Source organism: Desulfuribacillus alkaliarsenatis, from assembly GCF_001730225.1.
GTDB classification, from domain to species: domain Bacteria; phylum Bacillota; class Bacilli; order Desulfuribacillales; family Desulfuribacillaceae; genus Desulfuribacillus; species Desulfuribacillus alkaliarsenatis.
This window is the reverse complement of the sequence record NZ_MIJE01000001.1, coordinates 133072-153232: the sequence shown is the minus strand read 5'-3', so window position 1 is coordinate 153232 and position 20161 is coordinate 133072. Positions and strand designations below refer to the sequence as shown.

Sequence of the window (20161 nt, the reverse complement as noted above, 5' to 3'; positions counted from 1 at the left end):
CCCTCCAAATTTTTTAGCTTTTAGCTTTTAGCTTTTAGCTTTTAGCTTTTAGCTTTTAGCTTTTAGCTTTTAGCTTTTAGCTTTTAGCAATTTTACAATTCTGCTAATACTTCCTTAAGTTCGTTAATAAATATTTCATTCTCCTCAGCCGTACCGAAGGTTACTCGAATATATGTCGGCTGACCAAAAATGTCTCCAGAGCGTACTATTACACCTCTGTGTAAAAGCTTCGTGAATACATCCTTTGAGTCTTTCTTAGTATCTACAAAAACAAAATTTCCTTGTGTAGGTACATACGGTAAGCCTAGCTCTTCAAAGGCATTATATAAAAGCTTTTTCCCTTCTTCAACTATGTCCCTGCTATCCTCTACATGTTTTTGGTCTGCTATTGCTGCTGTTGCGGCAACCTGTGCAAAGCTATTAACATTAAATGGCTCTCGCACACGGTTTATATAGTGAATCAGTTCTTTACTGGCAATACCAAATCCAACACGATAGGCTGCTAAGCCATAAGCTTTCGAGAAGGTTCTAAGCACCACTACTCGGTGACTATTTATATAATCAATACCAGTTGCAAAGTCATCTGCAGTTGCGTACTCATAATACGCCTCATCCATTACGACAACGATATCTGAAGGTATATTGTTCAAAATTGTTTCTAATTCAGTCTTCGATAAGTACGTACCTGTCGGATTGTTAGGGCTGCATAGGAAAATCATTTTTGTTTTCGGCGTAACAGCTTGAATCATTGCATCTATGTCATAGGTAAAATCATCCTTCAACGGAACCCCTGTAACATAAGCATTCATTACCGTAGCAGCAAACCAATACTCCGAAAAAGACGGGGTTGGCGCGATTACTTCGTCACCCTGATTTAAAAACGCTTCCGCTAAAAGCTTTATAATCTCATCAGAGCCATTACCAATTATCAGCTGATCCATAGACACCTGCAGGTTTTTTACTATCGCCTGCTTTAGTTCAAAACAGTTGCCATCAGGATATATATGACTTTGGTCTAGAAGCTTTCTAGTAGCTTCCTTAGATGCCGCAGAAGCACCTATCGGATTTTCATTGGACGCTAATTTAATAACGCGATCTAAACCTAGCTCCCTTTTCACCTCATCAATAGGCTTGCCCGGAATATAAGGTTTTAAATCATGTAAGCAGTTTCTAACAAATCTTTCTAATCCATTGCTTGTGTTTGTCATAGTGATCCCTCCAGCTTTTTATATTTTCTTATATGTTTTTGAATATTAAAAAAACCCATGCTTCGCCCAAAATCGGGACGAAACATAGGTTTGAATTCCGCGGTACCACCCGTGTTACTACTAAATTAGTAATCACTTGATTCCCATAACGCTGGGCTGCGTTCGACCTACTGTATGAAATATAATTCAGTCGTTAGCTCTGGAGTGAATTCTACAGTCTCTCCATCTAAGACGCTTCCAGTCGCTGGCGTCTATTCCCTGGTAGATGATTAACTATTTACTAGTCTCCATCAAAGCAAAGTATTAATCTTTAGTCCATTAGAACTAAGTATTCTTTATAATTTTTTGAATTATATCACGCAAAAAAAAATTATGCAAGATGCATTGTTATATTTTGCTTTTTTCGATATGATTCTACATAAATAGATGTATTACAATCAGAATTTGAGGTGACTATGTAATGCAACAGCCAGCACCAATCTTTGCCCTAGATATTGGAACCCGTAGTATAGTAGGAATCCTAGCTTATCCAGAAGGGGACAAGCTTAACATTGCAAGCTGTGAGGTATTTGAACACCAGGAGCGTTCCATGCTTGACGGCCAAATTCATGACGTACTTAAGGTCGCAAGTATTATCAAAGCTATTAAACAAAAAATCGAAGATGAACACAGCATTCAATTAACACATGCTGCCGTAGCTGCTGCCGGTAGGTCTCTGAAAACAGTCAGAACTACACTAACGCATTCGATTAAAGACAAACCTTTTACAAGTCGTGATGAAGTTATTGCTTTTGAACTTGAGGCAGTACAACAGGCTCAGAAAATGTTAGTCAAAGAAAACGAAGGCGTCGACAAAACAAAGTATCACTGTGTCGGATACAGTATTGTTGAATATGCAATTGACGGTAGTCCAATCGCTAGTATCATAGATCAATATGGTGAACAAGCAAAAATTGACGTAATAGCAACCTTCCTACCCCGGGTAGTTGTTGACTCGTTACAGGCTGCCCTTGAGCGTGCTGATTTAGAGATATCTGCATTAACGTTAGAGCCAATTGCTGCTATTAATGTCTTAATACCTCCGACAATGAGAAAATTAAATTTGGCCTTAGTAGATATTGGTGCAGGTACTTCTGATATTGCCATAACTGCCGAAGGTACAATCACAGCCTACGATATGGTACCTAGCGCTGGGGATGAAATAACGGAAGCCATTAGCCAGAAATATCTATTGGATTTCAATGTAGCCGAAGCTCTCAAAAGGTCCCTCAGGGAAGAAACCGTTACCTACGAGGACGTACTCGGATTTAGCTATGAGAAGGCAAGTAAAGAAATTATTAGTGAGATTCGCGAGCATGTAGATGTATTGGCTAATCAAATTGCCGAGCGCATACTCAGTCTGAACAAAGTTACACCGCAGGCTATTATGCTAGTAGGGGGTGGTAGCATGACTCCCCTATTACCAGAAATATTAGCGCAAAAGGTAAGCCTACCGAAAGAAAGGGTGGCTGTTAGGGGCGCTGAGGCTATTAGTAACTTAATAGGCCAGCATGAAATCCTAAAGGGTCCAGAGGCAGTTACGCCTGTTGGTATAGTTGTGTCGGCATTAGCTCACCACATTGATTTTATCAATATAAAGGTTAATAACAAAAAGGTTCGTGTCTTCGATTTGAAAAAACTAACTGTCGGTGATGCGCTAATCGCTGCTGGCATAGATATGCATAAGTTACATGGTAAGCCTGGCATGGCACTTAGCGTCGAGGTCAACGGCAGCATACGTATAATAAGGGGTAAATACGGCACTCCACCTTTAATTTTATTAAATAACGAACCAGCTACCCTAGATACCATCATTAAAGAAGATGATCAATTAATTATAGAACCTGGCATGCCTGGAGCAGATGCTACTGGAACGATTGCTGACATTCTTAAAGACGACGAATTGGCACCGTTACAGGTCGTCCTTAAAGGACAGTCCCGAGAGCTACCCGTATTAATTTTCTATAACGGTAAGCCCGCTACTATAGACCAGCAGCTTGCTGATCGTGCAAGTATCATTTGCCATCCCCCATCAACAGTAAAAGAGTGTTTTGAGGCTGTAGGTATTACCGACTATGCAACTGGAAACAGTGATATGTCAATTGTAGTTAATGGACAAACAAAATTACTTCCAGGTGGTAAGTCTGAGATTTTCCTAAATGACCAAATAGCAAGCCTTAGTACACGGGTTCGTCCTAATGATAATATTAGTATGCAGACCCAGCAGCATAAAGCCTATAAACTGTATGACGTAATTGAACCTGAATTAATAGTCGGCTATGAAGTAAATGTTAAGGTCAATGGCAGCCCTGTTACCCTATACCATCCAGGTATTAAAATACTTAACAAAGGCAATCCCACTCAGCTATCAAATGAAGTAGCCGATAAGGACGTAATTGAAGTGGTACGTAATAATCACATTCAATTAATGTTTAATGATATTTTTAAATTCATTGACATCATGGCAAAAAAACCCAAGGACTCAAGTCGCCTAAAAATGCTTCTTAATGGCAGCCCAGCAACCTTTGATGCTCCTTTAAAGACAGGTGACACAATAGATTTAACTTGGGAAGAAAATTAATTTTCTAAAAAATCAGATATTTTTGCAGGATAACCCCCTCTTTTGTAGAATTAGAGTTCTTTATAACTCATATGCTATATAACAGTTCTATGGAGAGAGGGGTTTTTTATGTATTTTAGTACAGAATTAGAAACAATAGAGCGTAATGAATTAGAAGTTTTGCAGCTCGAAAGGCTTCAACAGCTAGTAAAGCGGGTCTATGAAAATGTACCCTTCTATCAAGAAAAGCTTTCGGAGCTTGGAATTAAACCAGACGATATCCAATCTTTAAGCGACCTGCAAAGGCTTCCATTCACAACAAAACAGGATTTAAGGGACCAATATCCCTTTGGGCTGTTTGCAACATCTCGGGAAAACATAGTCCGTCTACATGCTTCCTCAGGTACAACTGGAAACCCAACGGTTGTAGGCTATACAAAGAATGATATTGAAAACTGGAAGGAGCTTATGGCACGCTCACTAACCTCCTACGGAGCTACCCCTAGTAGCGTCGTTCAAAACGCCTATGGCTATGGTTTATTTACTGGCGGATTAGGAGTTCATTATGGCGCTGAACATTTAGGTGCAACTGTAGTACCTATCTCTGGTGGAAATACTAAGCGACAGATTAAGCTAATGCAGGACTTTGGAACAGAGGTGCTTTGCTGTACACCTTCCTACGCTTTGTTTATAGCTGAGGTGCTAGAGGAATCTGGAATTCCAAGGGAATCGCTAAATTTAAAGACAGGTGTATTCGGTGCAGAGCCATGGTCTGAGAAAATGCGTCAAGAAATAGAAGACCGCTTACAAATCGATGCCTTTGATATCTATGGATTAAGTGAAATTATGGGGCCTGGGGTCGCTGCAGAATGTAAGGAGAAGGACGGTCTGCATATTTTTGAAGACCACTTCATTCCTGAGATTATAGATCCAGACACATGTGAGGTACTACCATACGGTGCTGAAGGAGAATTAGTTATTACAACAATCACTAAGGAAGGTATCCCATTACTTAGATACCGCACAAGGGACATTACAAGATTAACTATTGACCCTTGCTCCTGTGGCCGCTCCCACGTCAAAATGAAGCGTGTAACGGGCCGTTCTGACGATATGCTAATAATTAGAGGTGTTAACGTCTTCCCTTCACAGGTAGAAAGCGTTCTATTATCTATAGGCGATACAGAACCACACTATCTATTAGTTGTTAATCGTGTCGGCACACTTGATACACTAGAAATATTAGTAGAGGTATCGGAGTCGATGTTCTCAGATAAGATTAAACGCTTAGAGCAATTGGAGCGGAAAATCCGCCAAGAGCTCGATAGCATACTTGGAATTGCTGCGAAGATTCGCCTCGTTGAGCCGAAGACCATAGAAAGAAGTGAAGGCAAAGCAAAACGCATTCTAGATAAGCGGAAAATATAACAAACGTAAAATATAATAAACGTAAGATATATAAAATTTAAACTAAAATAACGAAAAAATATAATTATAGGAGGTTATGTCCATGTTAGTAAAACAAATCTCTGTGTTTTTAGAAAATAAGACCGGCCGCTTAGCCGAAGTCACTGGTACACTCGGTAGTAACAAAATTAACATTCGCGCTTTATCGATTGCTGATACGACAGATTTTGGTATCCTGAGATTGATTGTCAACAACCCAGCTATGGCTTACCAGCTACTTAAAGAACAGGGCTTTACTGTAAGTGAAACCGATGTAATTGCCGTAGAAATTGATGACAGCCCTGGTGGATTAAGCCGAGTGCTACGCTTGATGGATGAAAATAAAATCAACATCGAGTACCTTTATGCATTCTTAGAGAAAAAAGAAGAAGCGGCTCTGGTCGTATTCCGAGTCGAAGAAATTGAAAGGGCAATTGAAACACTACAGAAAAACAATATAACGGTATTAAAAGGGGCTCAGGTATACGAGCTGTAATCTAAGTTGTTATGTAATATAACAGTCTTCATATCACCTTATCTGTTAACTGGGTTTTGCGCCCAGTTTTTTCTTTTATGTAACTCGTTCACAAATTACTCTGACACATCAAGGACGAATAAAATAAAATCACAATTTTCAAAAAAAGGACTGACAAACAAGCCTTACATCTGTTATAATTCTCTGTAAAATACTTTATTGCTTTAAAGCTTTTAAGCTTTTAGGTAAATCAGTGAGATTTAGACTGCTTTATATTCAGAATAATAATGGGGGTTTTTACAGTGAGAAGAAATTGTTTGTTAGTTATTTTGGTAACGCTAGTTGCCGCACTTACAATAATCGGTTGTTCGTCAGCGAATCCAACTGGTGATGCAGGTGGGAAGAATATATCATTAAACTTTGCAACATTTTGGCCAAGTGGCGACTTTCAAGTAACAGAAGGGCATGAAGCATGGGCAGCTGAGCTTAAAGCCCGCGTTGAAGCGGAAACAGATCATAGATTAAACATCAACTTTCAAACTGGCGGTGTGTTATTAGGGGCAACTGAGATTTATGAAGGAGTTGCAAGTGGTGTAGCAGATATAGGGTCAACTAGCCCATCATACACAGCAGGAATATTCCGTGCTACAACAGCCCTTGAACTACCTGGCTTTAATAACGACAATGCGTTAGTTGCTTCGATGACTATTCAAGAAGCATACGAAACTATTGAAGCTATACAAAATGAATACAGTGATGTTAAGGTTATGCACTTTTGGGCTACTGGCCCTGGTGACATTATTACAACAAGTCCAGTAACAACCTTAGAGGATTTAAGGGGTATGGAAATTCGTGTTGCTGGTCGCTCACCTGCAATGGAAGCGTTAGGTGCTGAGCCAGTATCGTTGCCAATGTCAGAATCATACTTATCCCTAGACCAAGGAATTGTTAGAGGCATCCTAGGCCCTACAGATATCTTACAAGGCTTTCGTTTAGCAGAAGTTACTAGTCACATAGTAAAGACACCATATCTATATAACATCACATTCGTTAAAGTCATGAATCTTGATACATGGAATTCGTTACCTAGTGATGTTCAAGAAATTTTTAATGAAGTCAATGCAAAGTATGTCTACGAGTACGGTGTACTTAGATCTAATTACACTAAACAGGGTCAGCAATTTGCAATTGAAGAATTTGGCCATGAAGTGATTACACTATCGTCAGCAGAAGAGGCGCGTTGGCTTGATGCGATTAGTGGCGTTCAAGATAATTGGGTCGCTGATATGTCTAGAAACGGACTGCCTGCTCAAGAAATTATCGAAAAAGTTCGAGATATTGACCAAAAGCAGTCAACAGAGTACGGAAATTATTTTCAATAGGTGAATATCTGCAATAAAACATGGGAGATGCAATCATGAAATACTTAAATCAATTAGCTGGCACAATTTCCACTAGATTATCACAAATTGCGCAAATTGCTTTAGTTGCGGTCATGCTATTAATTGTATCTAATATAATACTGCGTAGAATTTGGAAGCCAATTCCTGGCACTGTTGAGTTAGTTGAAATCCTTGGTGCAGTAATTTTAGGAACTAGTGTCGCTTATTGCTTATACAAAAAAGGGCACATCTTTGTTAATGTTTTTGTTCGCAATTTATCCTTTCGCAAGCAAGCAGCTATAGACATATTTACAAATGTATTGTCCATAACAGCGACTTCGCTTTTAACTTGGCAAACATTTGTGTACGGCAATCGCATGATGAACCGAGGTCTTGCAACTGGTCAGCTTGAAATACCGTTATGGCCTATCATATATTTAGTCGGTATCGGCTTCGCTGTAGTTGTACTTGTACTTGCAAATAACCTACTTACAGCATATATAAACCTACGAAAAGGAGAAGAACAATGACATCAGTAGCTGCTGCCATATTATCTATAATAGTTTTATTTGTATTATTATTCTTACGCATGCCTGTATCCTTTATCATGCTTGTTGTTGGAATGGGCGGTTACGCTTATATGGTTTCGCCTACGGCCGCTTATACAATGTCAGTGCAGACTATATACAATAATTTTTCATCTTACTCACTCATTGTAATTCCACTTTTCGTATGGATGGGTTTTATAGCTTACTATTCGGGCTTAAGTACCAAGATATATGCTGCTACATATAAAATTGTCGGCGATTTACCTGGTGGACTATCGATTGCTACAATTGCAGCCTGTACAGCCTTCGGTGCGATATGTGGTTCAACTACAGCTACAGCCGCCACTATGAGTGCTGTATCAATGCCAGAGATGAACAAATACAATTATAAAAAGTCCTTTTCAACTGCTTCAATTGCAGCAGGGGCAATTATCGGAGTTATGATTCCCCCAAGTGTTATATTTATCCTATATGGTGTGTCAACAGGTGAATCTATCGCTAAGTTATTCGTTGCAGGAATTGTTCCAGGATTACTTCTAATGCTGTTATTTATGTTAACCGTATATATAAAAGCAGTAAGAAATCCCGAAATAGCACCTGCTGGCCCTAAAATTCCACTTAAAGAAAAGTTTTTTGCACTCTTTTCTGGTGGGATGGAAGTAGTATTTATCTTCATTGCAGTCATGGGTGGACTATTTCAGGGTTGGTTCACACCAACGGAAGCTGGAGCCGTTGGTGCTTTTGCTACATTAGTAGTGACTGTTATTAGACGTTCGTTAACCTGGGAAGGTTTTCGTAAGTCACTAGAAGAGTCAGTGAAGTTATCGGCCATGATACTATTCCTAGTTGCAGCTGCTTTCGTATATAGCCGCTTCCTAGCTGTAACTGGTCTACCTGCTTCAGTCGCATCCTTAGCAGTTGAAGCTACTTTACATCCAGTAATTATCTTGTTGCTAATTTTACTTGCCTATTTCCTTTTGGGACTATTCATAGATGGGCTTGCTTTAGTACTAATGACTACACCGATATTTTATCCGATTGCTATAGCCTTAGGCTTTGATCCTATATGGTTCGGAGTAATTGTAGTACTTGCTTTAGGTATGGGTGTTATCACCCCTCCAGTTGGGGCTAATGTGTACGTTGTTGCAGGAGTTGCCAAGGACGTCGATGTCATGGAAATATTTAGCGGCATTTGGCCATTCTTATTCGCTATAGTGGTATGTATTGTATTACTTATCCTGTTCCCACAAATAGCACTATTCCTACCAGGTCTCATGTAATAGAAAAGTAACCATTATATAGTAAAGTTATAGGTATCAATAAAACCATTCAAAATCCCTTATGTTAGGAGTGTCAATCTTGATCTACAATAAGGAGTTTGGCTGCACTACACCCTACGACTTCCACACACTAGATCGCGACAGCTTAGAGCAAATTCAATTAGAACATCTGCAAAAAACCGTAGCTAGGGTGTATGACAAAGTGCCCCATTATCGCGAGGCATTTAATAAGCTTGGAATTACACCCGCTGACATCAAATCGCTTGCAGATGTACGAAAACTGCCTTTCACTACTAAGGACGCACTGAGAGATAATTATCCATTTAATCTATTTGCAGCTGACTTAGAGGATATAGTTCGTATTCACGCTTCCTCAGGCACTACTGGCAAGCCAACGGTTGTTGGTTATACCAAGCAAGACTTAGACACCTGGGCTGAAGTAGTTGCAAGAATTGCTACCAATGCTGGCGTAACACCGAAGGATAGAGCTCAGATTTGCTTTGGATACGGATTATTCACAGGTGGCTTTGGTCTACATTACGGATTAGAAAGACTGGGAGCTTTAATCATACCTGCTTCAGTCGGACAAACGAAGAAGCAAATCATGCTTATGCAGGACTTTAAAACAACGGTATTGATTTGCACACCAACCTATGCACTGCATTTAGCTGAAGTTGCTGAGGAAATGGGACTTGATCCCCGTACTGACTTATCCCTCCGCATAGGGATGTTTGGTTCAGAACCGTGGACCGATGATATGCGCCAGGAAATTGAAGAGCGCCTCGGAATAATAGCCACAGATAATTATGGCATGAGCGAGCTTATCGGACCTGGTGTAGCTGGAGAATGCACCTGCAAAAACGGTATGCACATTAATGAAGATCACTTCTTAGTAGAGGTTATTGATCCTGTTACCGAAGAGCCTGTACCTTTAGGTGAAAAGGGTGAGCTTGTGTTTACAACCCTAACTAAGGAAGGCTTCCCTGTTATCCGCTATCGTACGCGAGATATTAGTAGACTAATCCCTGAAGAGTGCGAATGCGGTAGAGCTTCCCTACGGATGCAAAAGGTTATGGGTAGAACTGATGATATGCTTAAGATTCGTGGCGTTAACGTGTTTCCATCACAAATCGAAAGTGTATTGGCTGGCATCCCAGGTACGACCACCCATTACCAAATCATCGTAACTAGACGTGGCCACTTAGATGCTATTGAAGTACAGGTAGAAATGGATCCAAATCATTTTACAGGTAGTTATCGAGATCTTGAACAGCTAGAAAAAACAGTTCACGACCAAATTAAAACTGTCCTATCAGTAGCTGCTAAAGTTAAATTACTAGAGCCTAAGTCTTTAGAACGTACAGCTGGTAAAGCCGTTAGGGTAATCGACCGTCGCCATGCTAGCGCCGTATAGCATAGATACTATACGCTACCTATAATGTTATAATAGAAATACAAAGATATACTAGAGTAATATATAAAATTTAGCTACTAATTAGCTATTACCAAATAATAAATGCATAGAGATATGGAGGAGAAACCACCGATGGCAAAACAACTTATGTCAGGAAACGAAGCATTTGCTCGTGGCGCTTACGAGTATGGCGTGCGCGTTGCCGCTGCCTACCCTGGTACACCAAGTACCGAAATTCTAGAAAACATAGCAAAATACAAAGACACCATCTATAGTCAGTGGTCACCTAATGAAAAGGTTTCACTGGAGGTAGGTATTGGTGCTTCCTTTGGCGGAAGCCGCGCTTTAGTTGCTATGAAGCACGTTGGTCTTAATGTAGCTGCAGATCCACTTATGACAGTTACCTATTCTGGAGTCCGTGCTGGACTAGTAATTATTTCAGCCGACGACCCTGGGATGCACAGCTCGCAAAATGAGCAGGACAACCGATTCTTCGCTAAATTTGCAAAAATTCCGTTGTTAGAGCCAAGTAATAGCCAAGAAGCAAAGGACATGGTAGGAACTGCCCTAGAAATTAGCGAGCAGTTTGATACCCCTGTGCTAGTACGTTCAACAACAAGAATTTCTCACTCTTTAAGCCTAGTAGAATTAAATGAGCCAATTAAAGCTCCAATAAAGCCTTACGAAAAAGATGAGAAAAAATACGTAATGGTTCCTGCATACGCTAGACAACGTCGTGTAATCATCGAGGATCGCTTACGTAAATTAGAAGAATATAGTGAAACTACTCCTTTAAACCGTGTTGAAATGAACGATACGTCCATCGGTGTAATTACTAGTGGAGTATCATATCAATATGCCAAAGAAGCTCTTCCAAACGCTTCCATATTAAAGCTAGGGTTTAGTTATCCCCTACCTAAGAAAAAAATTGAAGAGTTCGCTAAACAAGTAGATGTACTTTATGTAATAGAAGAATTAGATCCATTTATGGAAGAACAAATTCGCGCTATGGGTATTGCCGTCAAAGGCAAAGATGTGTTGCCTAACATTGGTGAGCTTAGCGTGCAAATTATCCGTCAGAAAATTCTTGGTGAGTCAATCGCTAACTTAGAAGCTGCTGCGACCGTTGCTGAAAAACTATCTGAGCAACCAACTCCAGGTCGCCCGCCAGTGCTTTGTCCTGGATGTCCACACCGCGGCGTTTTCTTCACGCTGAAGAAAATGAAGCTTGTCGTATCGGGTGATATTGGCTGTTACACCCTCGGATCTCTTCCACCTCTAAGTGCTATGGATACTACGATCTGCATGGGCTATAGTATCGGTGGTGCCCATGGTATGGAGCTTGCAAATCCAGACCTTAAAGGAAAAACCGTAGCAGTAATAGGAGATTCGACCTTCTTACACACTGGTGTCAATGGGCTAATGGATATTGTCTATAATGGTGGTCAGACTACTACGTTAATCCTGGACAACAGAATAACTGCAATGACGGGACAGCAAGAAAACCCTGCCAGTGGTAAAACTCTTATGGGCGATGCAGCTACAGAAGTTGATATAGCACTATTATGTAAATCCCTTGGTGTTAAACGCGTATTTAAAGCTAAACCTTTTGAACTGCAGGAATTACAGAATTTAATAAAAGAAGAGCTCGCTGTCAATGAACCTTCGGTAATCATCGTTGAGCATCCTTGTATCTTTGTCGACGACAATAAATATGAGCCAGTTAAAATTAATGAAAACTGTACTACTTGTACTTCCTGTATGCGTATCGGATGTCCAGCAATCGTGAAAAAGGGCAATAAAATTGAAATCAATCAAAACCTTTGCTATGGTTGCGACCTCTGTATCCAGCTATGCCATTTCGATGCCATAGTAAAATGCTCAGACAAGGGAGGCTGCTAATATGCGACAAACATTAAATATTCTGCTCGTCGGCGTTGGTGGACAAGGTACAATCCTAGCTAGTAAATTCATGAGCCAAGTAGCAATTGATGCTGCATACGATGTCAAAATGTCGGAAATCAAAGGAATGTCGCAGCGTGGCGGTAGTGTAGTTACACAGTTACGTATCGGTGATGACATTGCTTCCCCTACGATAGATAAAGGTGAAGCTGACTACATCGTAGCCTTTGAACAAATGGAAGGCTATCGCTGGGCTGAATTCCTAAAGCCCGATGGTAAAATAATGATAAGTGAACAACAAATTGAACCTATGCCTGTTATCATGGGTGTTGCTGACTACCCTAGTGAAATTATTGAGAAAATTGACACTTTAGGCTTAGATGTAGCTAGTGTCGATGCACTGAAAATCGCTACTGAGTGTGGAACTCCTAAGGCAGCCAACATCGTACTGATGGGCTATCTAGCGAAACAGCTACCAATAGCCAAAGAAATATGGGTCGGCGCACTTGAGAAAATCATCCCTGAGCGCTTCCTAGAATTAAATAAACAAGCATTTGAAAAGGGCTACCAGCTATAAGCTGGCAGCCCTTTCTCTTTACCTACTGTGTTTTTACATTTTGCTTTTGTCTAGTGATGTTAGTCTAATTCCTTTAGCTCTGCTGGCATTTCTGGCTCGTAAATCGTGCCCATGCTAGCAATACCTACTCCTGCTACCGCAATTGCCGAAAGAATCGCAGCCGCCTTTGTGTAGAATTTTCCTTTAAGGTTTTTCATGCATTGAACCTCCCCTCTGGAAATTTGTTATATTGAATATAAACTGATCTAATAATGCGATCAACTTATAACCAAAAGGTGAAATGTTAATGAATTGCCATAATAACCCTAGCTGCATAGCCATGCCTAAAGTAAGCAATGACAAATCCTTAGTAAGTAATGAACTTACAGTCAGTACAAAAATGATACTTACTGTTATTATTGTAGCATTCTGATAATGCTCTTTTGTTTTACGTAGCTTGCGCTCGTGCCATTCACCTGGAACCCAGCGATATATACCGTAAGCTGTGACAATACTACTAATCAATACCAATACCGATAAAGATTTGACAGTCGCTAAGGTAGCTATTAGAGCTAAAGGCGTGAAGGTTAGTAGCCCCACAGCAAAGCAACGCATATACGATGTACAATGAGGTCCACCTGATGTAATTCGCACAATAATATAAGTAAAGACAACCAGTAACATTTCTATAAAACAATTTAATAACCAACCAATAGTTAAAAAGGCTACTATCTTTATGGCTTCACCCAATAGTGCTTCAATAGCATACGCTATTACATTAGCTGACACTGGTTCTGTTGATTTTTTTGCTATATGATTACCTAAGCTTTTGGCTATTAATTTCATCTAAAATCACCCTTAACTTTATTAGTTATTAAAACCTACAATTATTCAATTCCACTAACCATTTCTTATCTTTACTGAAATTTCCTCTTTCTTTATTTCTCTATAATTCTACATATTTCCATAAATTCCTGCTAATTTTTCCTTGATTCAAAAAAAAAAAAAACTACCAAGTTATTGGTAGCTAAAATACTAGTCATTTAGATAGATTAAACTTATTTGCTTATCGCATTATTGTTGGTGCTTCTGTATTCGTTAGCTCAGGTGTACTTTTATTTACTATAGGCATTGCTATTGCTATTACCGTTCCATCAGTTTCGGAGCTAGTTACATTCATAATCCCACTGTATCTTTCAACTATCTGTTGTACTATCGACAATCCAATGCCAGTATGATTGGCTTTTGTTGTATAGCCCGATACGAGCATTTTTTGAATTTGTTCTTCCGTTAACGTAGGACGCAGGTTGTTGACAACTAAATGAGTATAGTCTGCATCATCAAATATTTTTAGTATTATCTTTCGCTGCTCTTTTACTACATCATTTTCGATTATTGCTTCCCTAGCGTTGTCTAAAAGATTTCCAACCAGCTTTACTAGCTCAATATCCTTTAATGCAGTGTTTTGAAAACTAGATTTAACGTTTATATCGAGTTCAATACCATCTGATTCCATTAAGACATTTTTAGTTTGCAATAGTGCACTAAGGGTTGCGTTGTTAGGTATCGTTATCTTACTAATTTCCTTCACTTCTGCAAATAAGCTATTTGCATATGCTTGGACTTTCTCTGTTTTGCCCATCTTAGCATAAGAGTGAATTACCTGTAAGTGGTTCAAAAAATCATGTCGTTGACCGCGGATTGTAACAAATAGGTCATTAACATTTTTCAAATATTCTTTATGAGCTTCTAGTTCACCAGCCTTAGCCGATATAGTAATGATGTTATGTGCAAAAAACAATAAAAAGCCAGTTACAATAATTAAGACAAAAGTAACTATGTGAAATGCTAGATTGCTAAATTGAAAGAATCCCGTAACATAACTAAGGTTAATGCTTACAATCAGTAATACTTGAAGTACAAGCACCATTAAATATGTATTAATTTTTCGAACATCTTTTGTAGTATACATTTCTATTTGCTCTTGTTGCTTGAACAATGACCATCTTTTCTTATTCATAACCCAAGATATTATCAACAAAACCACATATCCACCACTTACCACAGTTATTTTCAAGAAATCACTCTGCATTACATCTGCGTGGGTTATTCCAAAAATAAGTAACGCTAATTCAAGGCTTATAGTTTCAGCAATTATTAATAAACCAAAAGCAATTGTTCCTGTAATCATAACCTTATTGAACGGAGCTCTAAATATCAGGTATAAAATAATCCAAAACACTGGTAATTGCAGAAAAAATCGTACTAAAAATGGTAACTCTACAGCCCAAAATACTACAGTAGAGCTAGCTAAAAGAACACCAGCTAAAGTAGCTTTAATTAAATTATCCTTTACTCGCATTCCCATAAGCGCTACAAAAAAGATTGCAAACACAATTGCCTCAGGAACCGATTGAAAAACAAACGATATCGGTGTAATCAATTTCATAACCTCCAGTTTCTCAACTAATTAAGTACTGTTAGAGTATAGCTATTAACAGTTGTCGTTTGTCAATTTTTGTCGATATTTGTTTCCTTGTAATATTATAGCATTACAGGTACTATCGTCCTAGAAATTTTTTATATAATTATAATATTAATTTTACCTATGTTGTCTACACTAGCGTTTTCACAGTGGTTTTTATGCACTATTTATGATATATTATTTGAATATATAAATTAATGGATGGTTGTCATTTATAGAGGAATCAGAGGTGAACGTATCAATGAAGAATGTATATATTTATGATACAACCTTGCGTGACGGAACCCAAGGTGAAGGTATCAGCTTTTCAAGTGAAGATAAGCTCAAAGTAGCAAAAAAACTAGATAGCTTAGGTGTTGCTTATATAGAAGGTGGCTGGCCTGGTTCTAACCCAAAGGATTTAGAGTTTTTCAAACAAGCTTCTAAGGCCTCATTTAAAAACGCTAAGCTTACGGCATTTGGTAGTACGCGCAGAGCCTTTTGTAGTCCAGCAGATGATTCTAATTTAAACTTTTTAATAGAGTCAGGTGCTAAAGCTATTGCGATTTTCGGAAAAACCTGGGACTTCCAAGTGATCGAAGCATTACGAACAACCTTAGAAGAAAATTTAAAGATGATTGAAGATTCTGTAGCTTATTTAAAATCTAACTCCCTTGAGGTTATTTTTGATGCTGAGCACTTCTTTGATGGGTATAAGGCAAACCCAGAATATGCAATTGAAGCATTAAAAGCCGCCGAACGTGGTGGCGCTGACTGCCTTGCTTTATGTGATACTAATGGTGGCTCTTTACCCCATGAAATTGAAGATATTGTTGCTAAGGTTAAGCAAGCGTTAACGACACCAATTGGCATCCATGCCCATAATGACGGTGAGCTTGCTGTTGCTAACTCTATCGCAGCTGTGAGAGCTGGAGCTACACAGGTACAAGGAACTATGAACGGATTTGGGGAGCGCTGCGGAAATGCAAATCTGTGCTCTATTATCCCAAACCTGCAATTAAAATCTGACTATAATTGTATCGGAGATAATATAAAGTATTTAACTGAAGCTTCTCGCTACATTAGTGAGATTGCTAATGTTGTTCATCATTCGAATCAACCATTTGTCGGGCGCAGTGCCTTTACCCATAAGGGTGGTATGCATGTTAGTGCAATCCTTAAAAACGCCAAAACTTATGAGCATATCGAGCCAGAAACCGTTGGTAATCAGCGTCGTGTTCTTATGTCCGAGCTTGCAGGTCAGAGTAATGTACTCTTTAAAGCTAAGGAATTGGGCTTAGATGTTAGTAAAGAACACCCTGAAACGAAAACAATCATTAATGAAATTAAGGAGCTAGAGCACCAGGGATATCAGTTTGAAGCTGCTGAAGCATCCTTCGAGCTACTCCTACGCAAAGCCTTTTCTGAGGTAAAAGAAATAATTGCCCTTGATTCCTTTAAGCTAATTATTGAAAAACGTGGTGACCAAAAGGTTACATCTGATGCAATTGTCAAATTAAAAATTAATGGTAGTGGTACCACTTCGATAACGGCTGATGATGGAAATGGCCCAGTAAACGCCCTTGATAATGCACTAAGAAAAACCCTTGAGGATATCTACCCTACCCTTAAGGATGTATACTTAACGGACTATAAGGTGCGTGTTATCGACGAGAAGGACGGAACTGCCGCTAAAATTCGTGTGCTTATAGAATCAAGTGATGGTGAAACAAACTGGAGTACCGTTGGTGTCTCTGAAAATATTATCGACGCTAGCTGGCAGGCATTAACAGATAGCTACAGATACGCTTTATTAGGCAAGGAAGATGAAGCTATTATCGATAATACTCAATTAGAGAGAAAAGGAATTTTAAATCATTAAAATTTTCCTGTTGACTAAATATAGCATCCCATGTTAATATTTCATCAAGCTAAAACAAACAATTAACAACAAATCACATCTGAATACTATGATTTGCAACTTCTAATTACGAAATATAACTTAAAACAATTAAATACTTGGATATATACTCTTATCCAGAGAGGTGGAGGGGCTGGCCCGATGAAACCCGGCAACCGGTGAACGATTTTTGTTCACTATGGTGCCAATTCCTGCAAAGCGTATGCTTTGATAGATGAGAGAGGTCGACTTACTAGTTATGCGCCCTTTCTTATGAAGGGCGCTTTTCATTTTGTGAAGCCTTATATTTTTCATTTTAGTTATCTTTAAAAAGGAGGTTCACCATGAGCACAAACACTATGATTAAAGTAGATAATTTACAAAAAGTATATCAGACTAACGGCAAATCGATCGTTGCCTTAGAAAATATTGACTTAGAAATTACTCAAGGTGAGATTTTCGGCATAATTGGCTATAGTGGCGCTGGTAAAAGCACGCTAATTCGTTGCTTTAACATGCTTGAGACTCCAACCTCTGGTAACATAATCATAGATAATCAGGATATTACCAGGTTATCTACCACACAGCTACGTGAGAAACGCAAAGAAATAGGTATGATTTTTCAGCACTTTAACCTCTTAAGCGCACGCACAGTCCGTGGTAACATTGCCTATCCACTAGAAATAGCAGGCATGAAGAAGGCTGATATCAACAAACGTGTTGATGAACTAATTCACCTAGTTGGACTAACGAACCAAGCAGATTCATATCCAGCTCAGTTAAGCGGTGGTCAGAAGCAACGGGTCGGTATAGCCCGAGCAATTGCTAATAATCCTAAGGTTTTATTATGCGATGAAGCAACCTCTGCTTTAGACCCTAAGACAACATTATCTATTCTTGAACTGCTAAAGGACATTAACCGCAGGCTTGGTCTGACCATGGTGTTAATCACTCATGAGATGGAAGTCATTAAAAACATTTGCGACCGTGTAGCAGTTATTGATCAAGGTCAAATAGCTGAGCTTGGTACAGTGCTACAGTTGTTCAGCCAGCCTAAGACTAAGATTGCACATGAATTTCTTAAGCAGGTAACCCATGTTGAAGTACCCGAGGAAATACTAGCTAATTTTGCTAGTAAAGACTCAGCAACACATAAGCTACTACAGCTCTCGTTCTTAGGTGAAACAACTAGTAATCCTGTAATTAGCGATATGATTAAAACTCATGATATAGATATTAATATTTTACACGGACAAATAAATCGTATTCAGGATACCCCTTATGGAACTCTCGTCATGACGGTTGAGGGTGCACCTGAAAACATATCGAACGCTCTAAAATATTTAAAAGAAAATAACATCCGAATTGAGGTGTTAACAAATGGACTTTAGAAATCTACTAGCTGATCTCCAGCAGTTAAATTGGAGTCTAATAGGCACTGCTAGCTACGAAACACTCTATATGGTATTCTGGCCGACGGTAATTGCAGCGGTCATTGGAATCCCTATCGGCATAGTCCTAGCCCTTACGAGCAAAGGACACATTTTAGAGAATCACATAATAAATCAGTCAGTAGGCTCTGTCGTAAATATCTTACGCTCAATTCCTTTTATCCTACTACTAATTATGTTAATTCCTTTGACAAGAAAGATTATGGGTGTAGCAATTTCCTACGAGGCGATGGTAGTGCCATTATCCTTCGGTGCCGCTCCATTCTTCGCTAGATTAGTAGAAACTTCTATCAACGAAATTGATAGAGGGATAATCGAGTCTGCTCAAGCAATGGGTTCTAATCTGCGACAAATAATTTTCAAGGTGTTAATCCCTGAGTCTTTACCAGGATTAGTTGCAGGTATTACTGTAACCGCTGTTGCTTTGGTAGGCTATACGGCAATGGCAGGTGTTGTAGGAGGTGGTGGTTTAGGTGATATGGCATACCGCTATGGCTTTCAGCGCAATCAGCCATTAGTCATGTATGTCTGCATTGTATTACTAGTTTTAATGGTGCAAGTCATTCAATCATTTGGCGACTGGTTATCTAAAAAGGTCAACCATCGTTAATATATATAAAACATAAAAAATGGAGGGGTTATCATGTTTCAAAACAAAAACAAACTATCAAAAACTTTATTCACAGTTGCTCTATTAGCAGTATTAACTATTGTATTAACTGCTTGCGGTGGCAGTAGCCCTGCAGCAACAGACAATGTTTCATTAACAGTAGGTGCTACTGACGTTCCACACGCTGAAGTCTTGGAATATATTAAGCCGATTTTAGCTGAGAAAGGAATCAATCTTAATATTAGAGTTTTCAATGATTACACTATGCCTAATGAAACCTTAGCTGGTGGAGATTTAGACGCTAATTATTTTCAGCATAAGCCATGGTTAGAAAACTACGTATTAGAAACAGGCAACGACATAATCCCATTTATCGGCGTTCACATTGAGCCAATGGGTGGCTACTCTAAATCGATTAACAGCATCGATCAATTAGCTGATGGAGCAAAGGTTGGTTTGCCAAATGCAGTAAGTGAAGTAGGTCGTGTGCTAGCATTATTGGAAGCTAATAATCTGGTTACACTTAAGGATGGTGTGGGCTTAAAAGGTACACTGCAGGATATCGTTGATAATCCAAAGAATCTTCAATTTGTTGAAGTTGACGCTTCCCTATTAGCTCCAACAATTGATGAATACGATTTTGCAGTAATAAATACAAACTTTGCTTTACAGGCTGATTTCGTACCTGCTAATGATGCATTAATAATTGAAGGTACGGAGTCTCCGTATGTAAATGTTTTAGCTATCCGTGCTGAATCTAAGGATAACGAAGCAATCGCTGTTTTAGCTGAAGTTCTTCTAAGTGCTGAGGTTAAACAATTCATCGAGGAAAAATATGAGGGTGCTGTAGTACCAGCGCAAGTCCGCTACTAAGATTTCCAATATAAACAATGCATAAGATAAGCGTGTGTAAGGTATATCAATCC

The 20161-nt window shown here is 39.1% G+C and carries 17 protein-coding genes, 1 riboswitch and 1 other annotated feature; of the genes, 13 read left to right on the top strand and 4 right to left on the bottom strand.

Annotated elements, in window-relative coordinates; all coding sequences use genetic code 11:
• Positions 1-92 precede the first annotated feature (92 nt).
• A complete protein-coding gene (gene hisC, locus BHF68_RS00740; protein WP_069641737.1) occupies positions 93-1208 on the bottom strand; it encodes a histidinol-phosphate transaminase in 1116 nt (371 codons plus the stop codon).
• Between the two features lie 70 nt (positions 1209-1278).
• Positions 1279-1511, bottom strand: a binding site (T-box leader).
• A gap of 157 nt (positions 1512-1668) precedes the next feature.
• On the opposite strand from hisC, the gene BHF68_RS00735 reads away from it, so the two are divergent.
• From BHF68_RS00735 to BHF68_RS00695, 9 genes are all read left to right on the top strand, one after another.
• Positions 1669-3828 (top strand): cell division protein FtsA, encoded by a 2160-nt coding sequence (locus BHF68_RS00735; protein WP_069641736.1) that lies wholly within the window; start codon positions 1669-1671, stop codon positions 3826-3828.
• A 108-nt stretch (positions 3829-3936) separates the two neighbouring features.
• Positions 3937-5235 carry a phenylacetate--CoA ligase family protein gene (locus BHF68_RS00730; protein WP_069641735.1) on the top strand — a complete coding sequence of 433 codons (1299 nt, stop codon included), beginning with the start codon at positions 3937-3939 and terminating at the stop codon, positions 5233-5235.
• Positions 5236-5317: 82 nt separating this feature from the next.
• Positions 5318-5749, top strand: a complete 432-nt coding sequence (locus tag BHF68_RS00725) for an ACT domain-containing protein (protein WP_069641734.1) — start codon at positions 5318-5320, stop codon at positions 5747-5749.
• Between the two features lie 281 nt (positions 5750-6030).
• Positions 6031-7110 (top strand): TRAP transporter substrate-binding protein, encoded by a 1080-nt coding sequence (locus BHF68_RS00720; RefSeq protein ID WP_069641733.1) that lies wholly within the window; start codon positions 6031-6033, stop codon positions 7108-7110.
• Positions 7111-7145: 35 nt separating this feature from the next.
• Positions 7146-7640 (top strand): TRAP transporter small permease, encoded by a 495-nt coding sequence (locus BHF68_RS00715; RefSeq protein WP_069641732.1) that lies wholly within the window; start codon positions 7146-7148, stop codon positions 7638-7640.
• Positions 7637-8938, top strand: coding sequence for a TRAP transporter large permease (locus BHF68_RS00710; protein WP_069641731.1), 1302 nt, complete (start codon positions 7637-7639; stop codon positions 8936-8938). Before BHF68_RS00715 ends, BHF68_RS00710 begins: the two co-directional genes overlap by 4 nt.
• A gap of 79 nt (positions 8939-9017) precedes the next feature.
• Entirely contained in the window at positions 9018-10352 is a 1335-nt protein-coding gene (locus tag BHF68_RS00705) for a phenylacetate--CoA ligase family protein (protein ID WP_069641730.1), read from the top strand.
• Positions 10353-10484: 132 nt separating this feature from the next.
• Entirely contained in the window at positions 10485-12254 is a 1770-nt protein-coding gene (gene iorA, locus BHF68_RS00700; protein WP_069641729.1) for an indolepyruvate ferredoxin oxidoreductase subunit alpha, read from the top strand.
• Position 12255: 1 nt separating this feature from the next.
• The gene (locus BHF68_RS00695) at positions 12256-12831 is read left to right on the top strand and encodes an indolepyruvate oxidoreductase subunit beta (RefSeq protein WP_069641728.1); all 576 of its coding nucleotides are present in this window, start codon (positions 12256-12258) and stop codon (positions 12829-12831) included.
• Positions 12832-12890: 59 nt separating this feature from the next.
• Here the strand turns inward: BHF68_RS00695 and BHF68_RS15000 are convergent, their stop codons facing one another.
• From BHF68_RS15000 to BHF68_RS00685, 3 genes are all read right to left on the bottom strand, one after another.
• Positions 12891-13028 (bottom strand): cyclic lactone autoinducer peptide, encoded by a 138-nt coding sequence (locus BHF68_RS15000; RefSeq protein ID WP_084019104.1) that lies wholly within the window; start codon positions 13026-13028, stop codon positions 12891-12893.
• Entirely contained in the window at positions 13015-13656 is a 642-nt protein-coding gene (locus BHF68_RS00690) for an accessory gene regulator ArgB-like protein (RefSeq protein WP_069641727.1), read from the bottom strand. The genes BHF68_RS15000 and BHF68_RS00690 overlap by 14 nt, the downstream gene beginning before the upstream one ends.
• Positions 13657-13876: 220 nt before the next feature.
• Entirely contained in the window at positions 13877-15259 is a 1383-nt protein-coding gene (locus BHF68_RS00685) for a sensor histidine kinase (protein WP_084019103.1), read from the bottom strand.
• A gap of 277 nt (positions 15260-15536) precedes the next feature.
• Between BHF68_RS00685 and cimA the strand changes: the two genes are divergently transcribed.
• From cimA to BHF68_RS00665, 4 genes are all read left to right on the top strand, one after another.
• The gene (gene cimA, locus BHF68_RS00680) at positions 15537-17156 is read left to right on the top strand and encodes a citramalate synthase (protein ID WP_069641725.1); all 1620 of its coding nucleotides are present in this window, start codon (positions 15537-15539) and stop codon (positions 17154-17156) included.
• A gap of 148 nt (positions 17157-17304) precedes the next feature.
• Positions 17305-17416, top strand: a riboswitch (SAM riboswitch).
• 117 nt (positions 17417-17533) lie between these two features.
• Entirely contained in the window at positions 17534-18565 is a 1032-nt protein-coding gene (locus tag BHF68_RS00675; protein WP_069642249.1) for a methionine ABC transporter ATP-binding protein, read from the top strand.
• Complete coding sequence (locus tag BHF68_RS00670) at positions 18555-19235, top strand: methionine ABC transporter permease (protein ID WP_069641724.1); 681 nt, start codon at positions 18555-18557, stop codon at positions 19233-19235. The genes BHF68_RS00675 and BHF68_RS00670 overlap by 11 nt, the downstream gene beginning before the upstream one ends.
• A 33-nt stretch (positions 19236-19268) precedes the next feature.
• Positions 19269-20108: a MetQ/NlpA family ABC transporter substrate-binding protein gene (locus BHF68_RS00665; RefSeq protein ID WP_069641723.1), complete on the top strand. Its 840-nt coding sequence runs from the start codon at positions 19269-19271 to the stop codon at positions 20106-20108.
• The last annotated feature ends 53 nt before the right edge of the window (positions 20109-20161 follow it).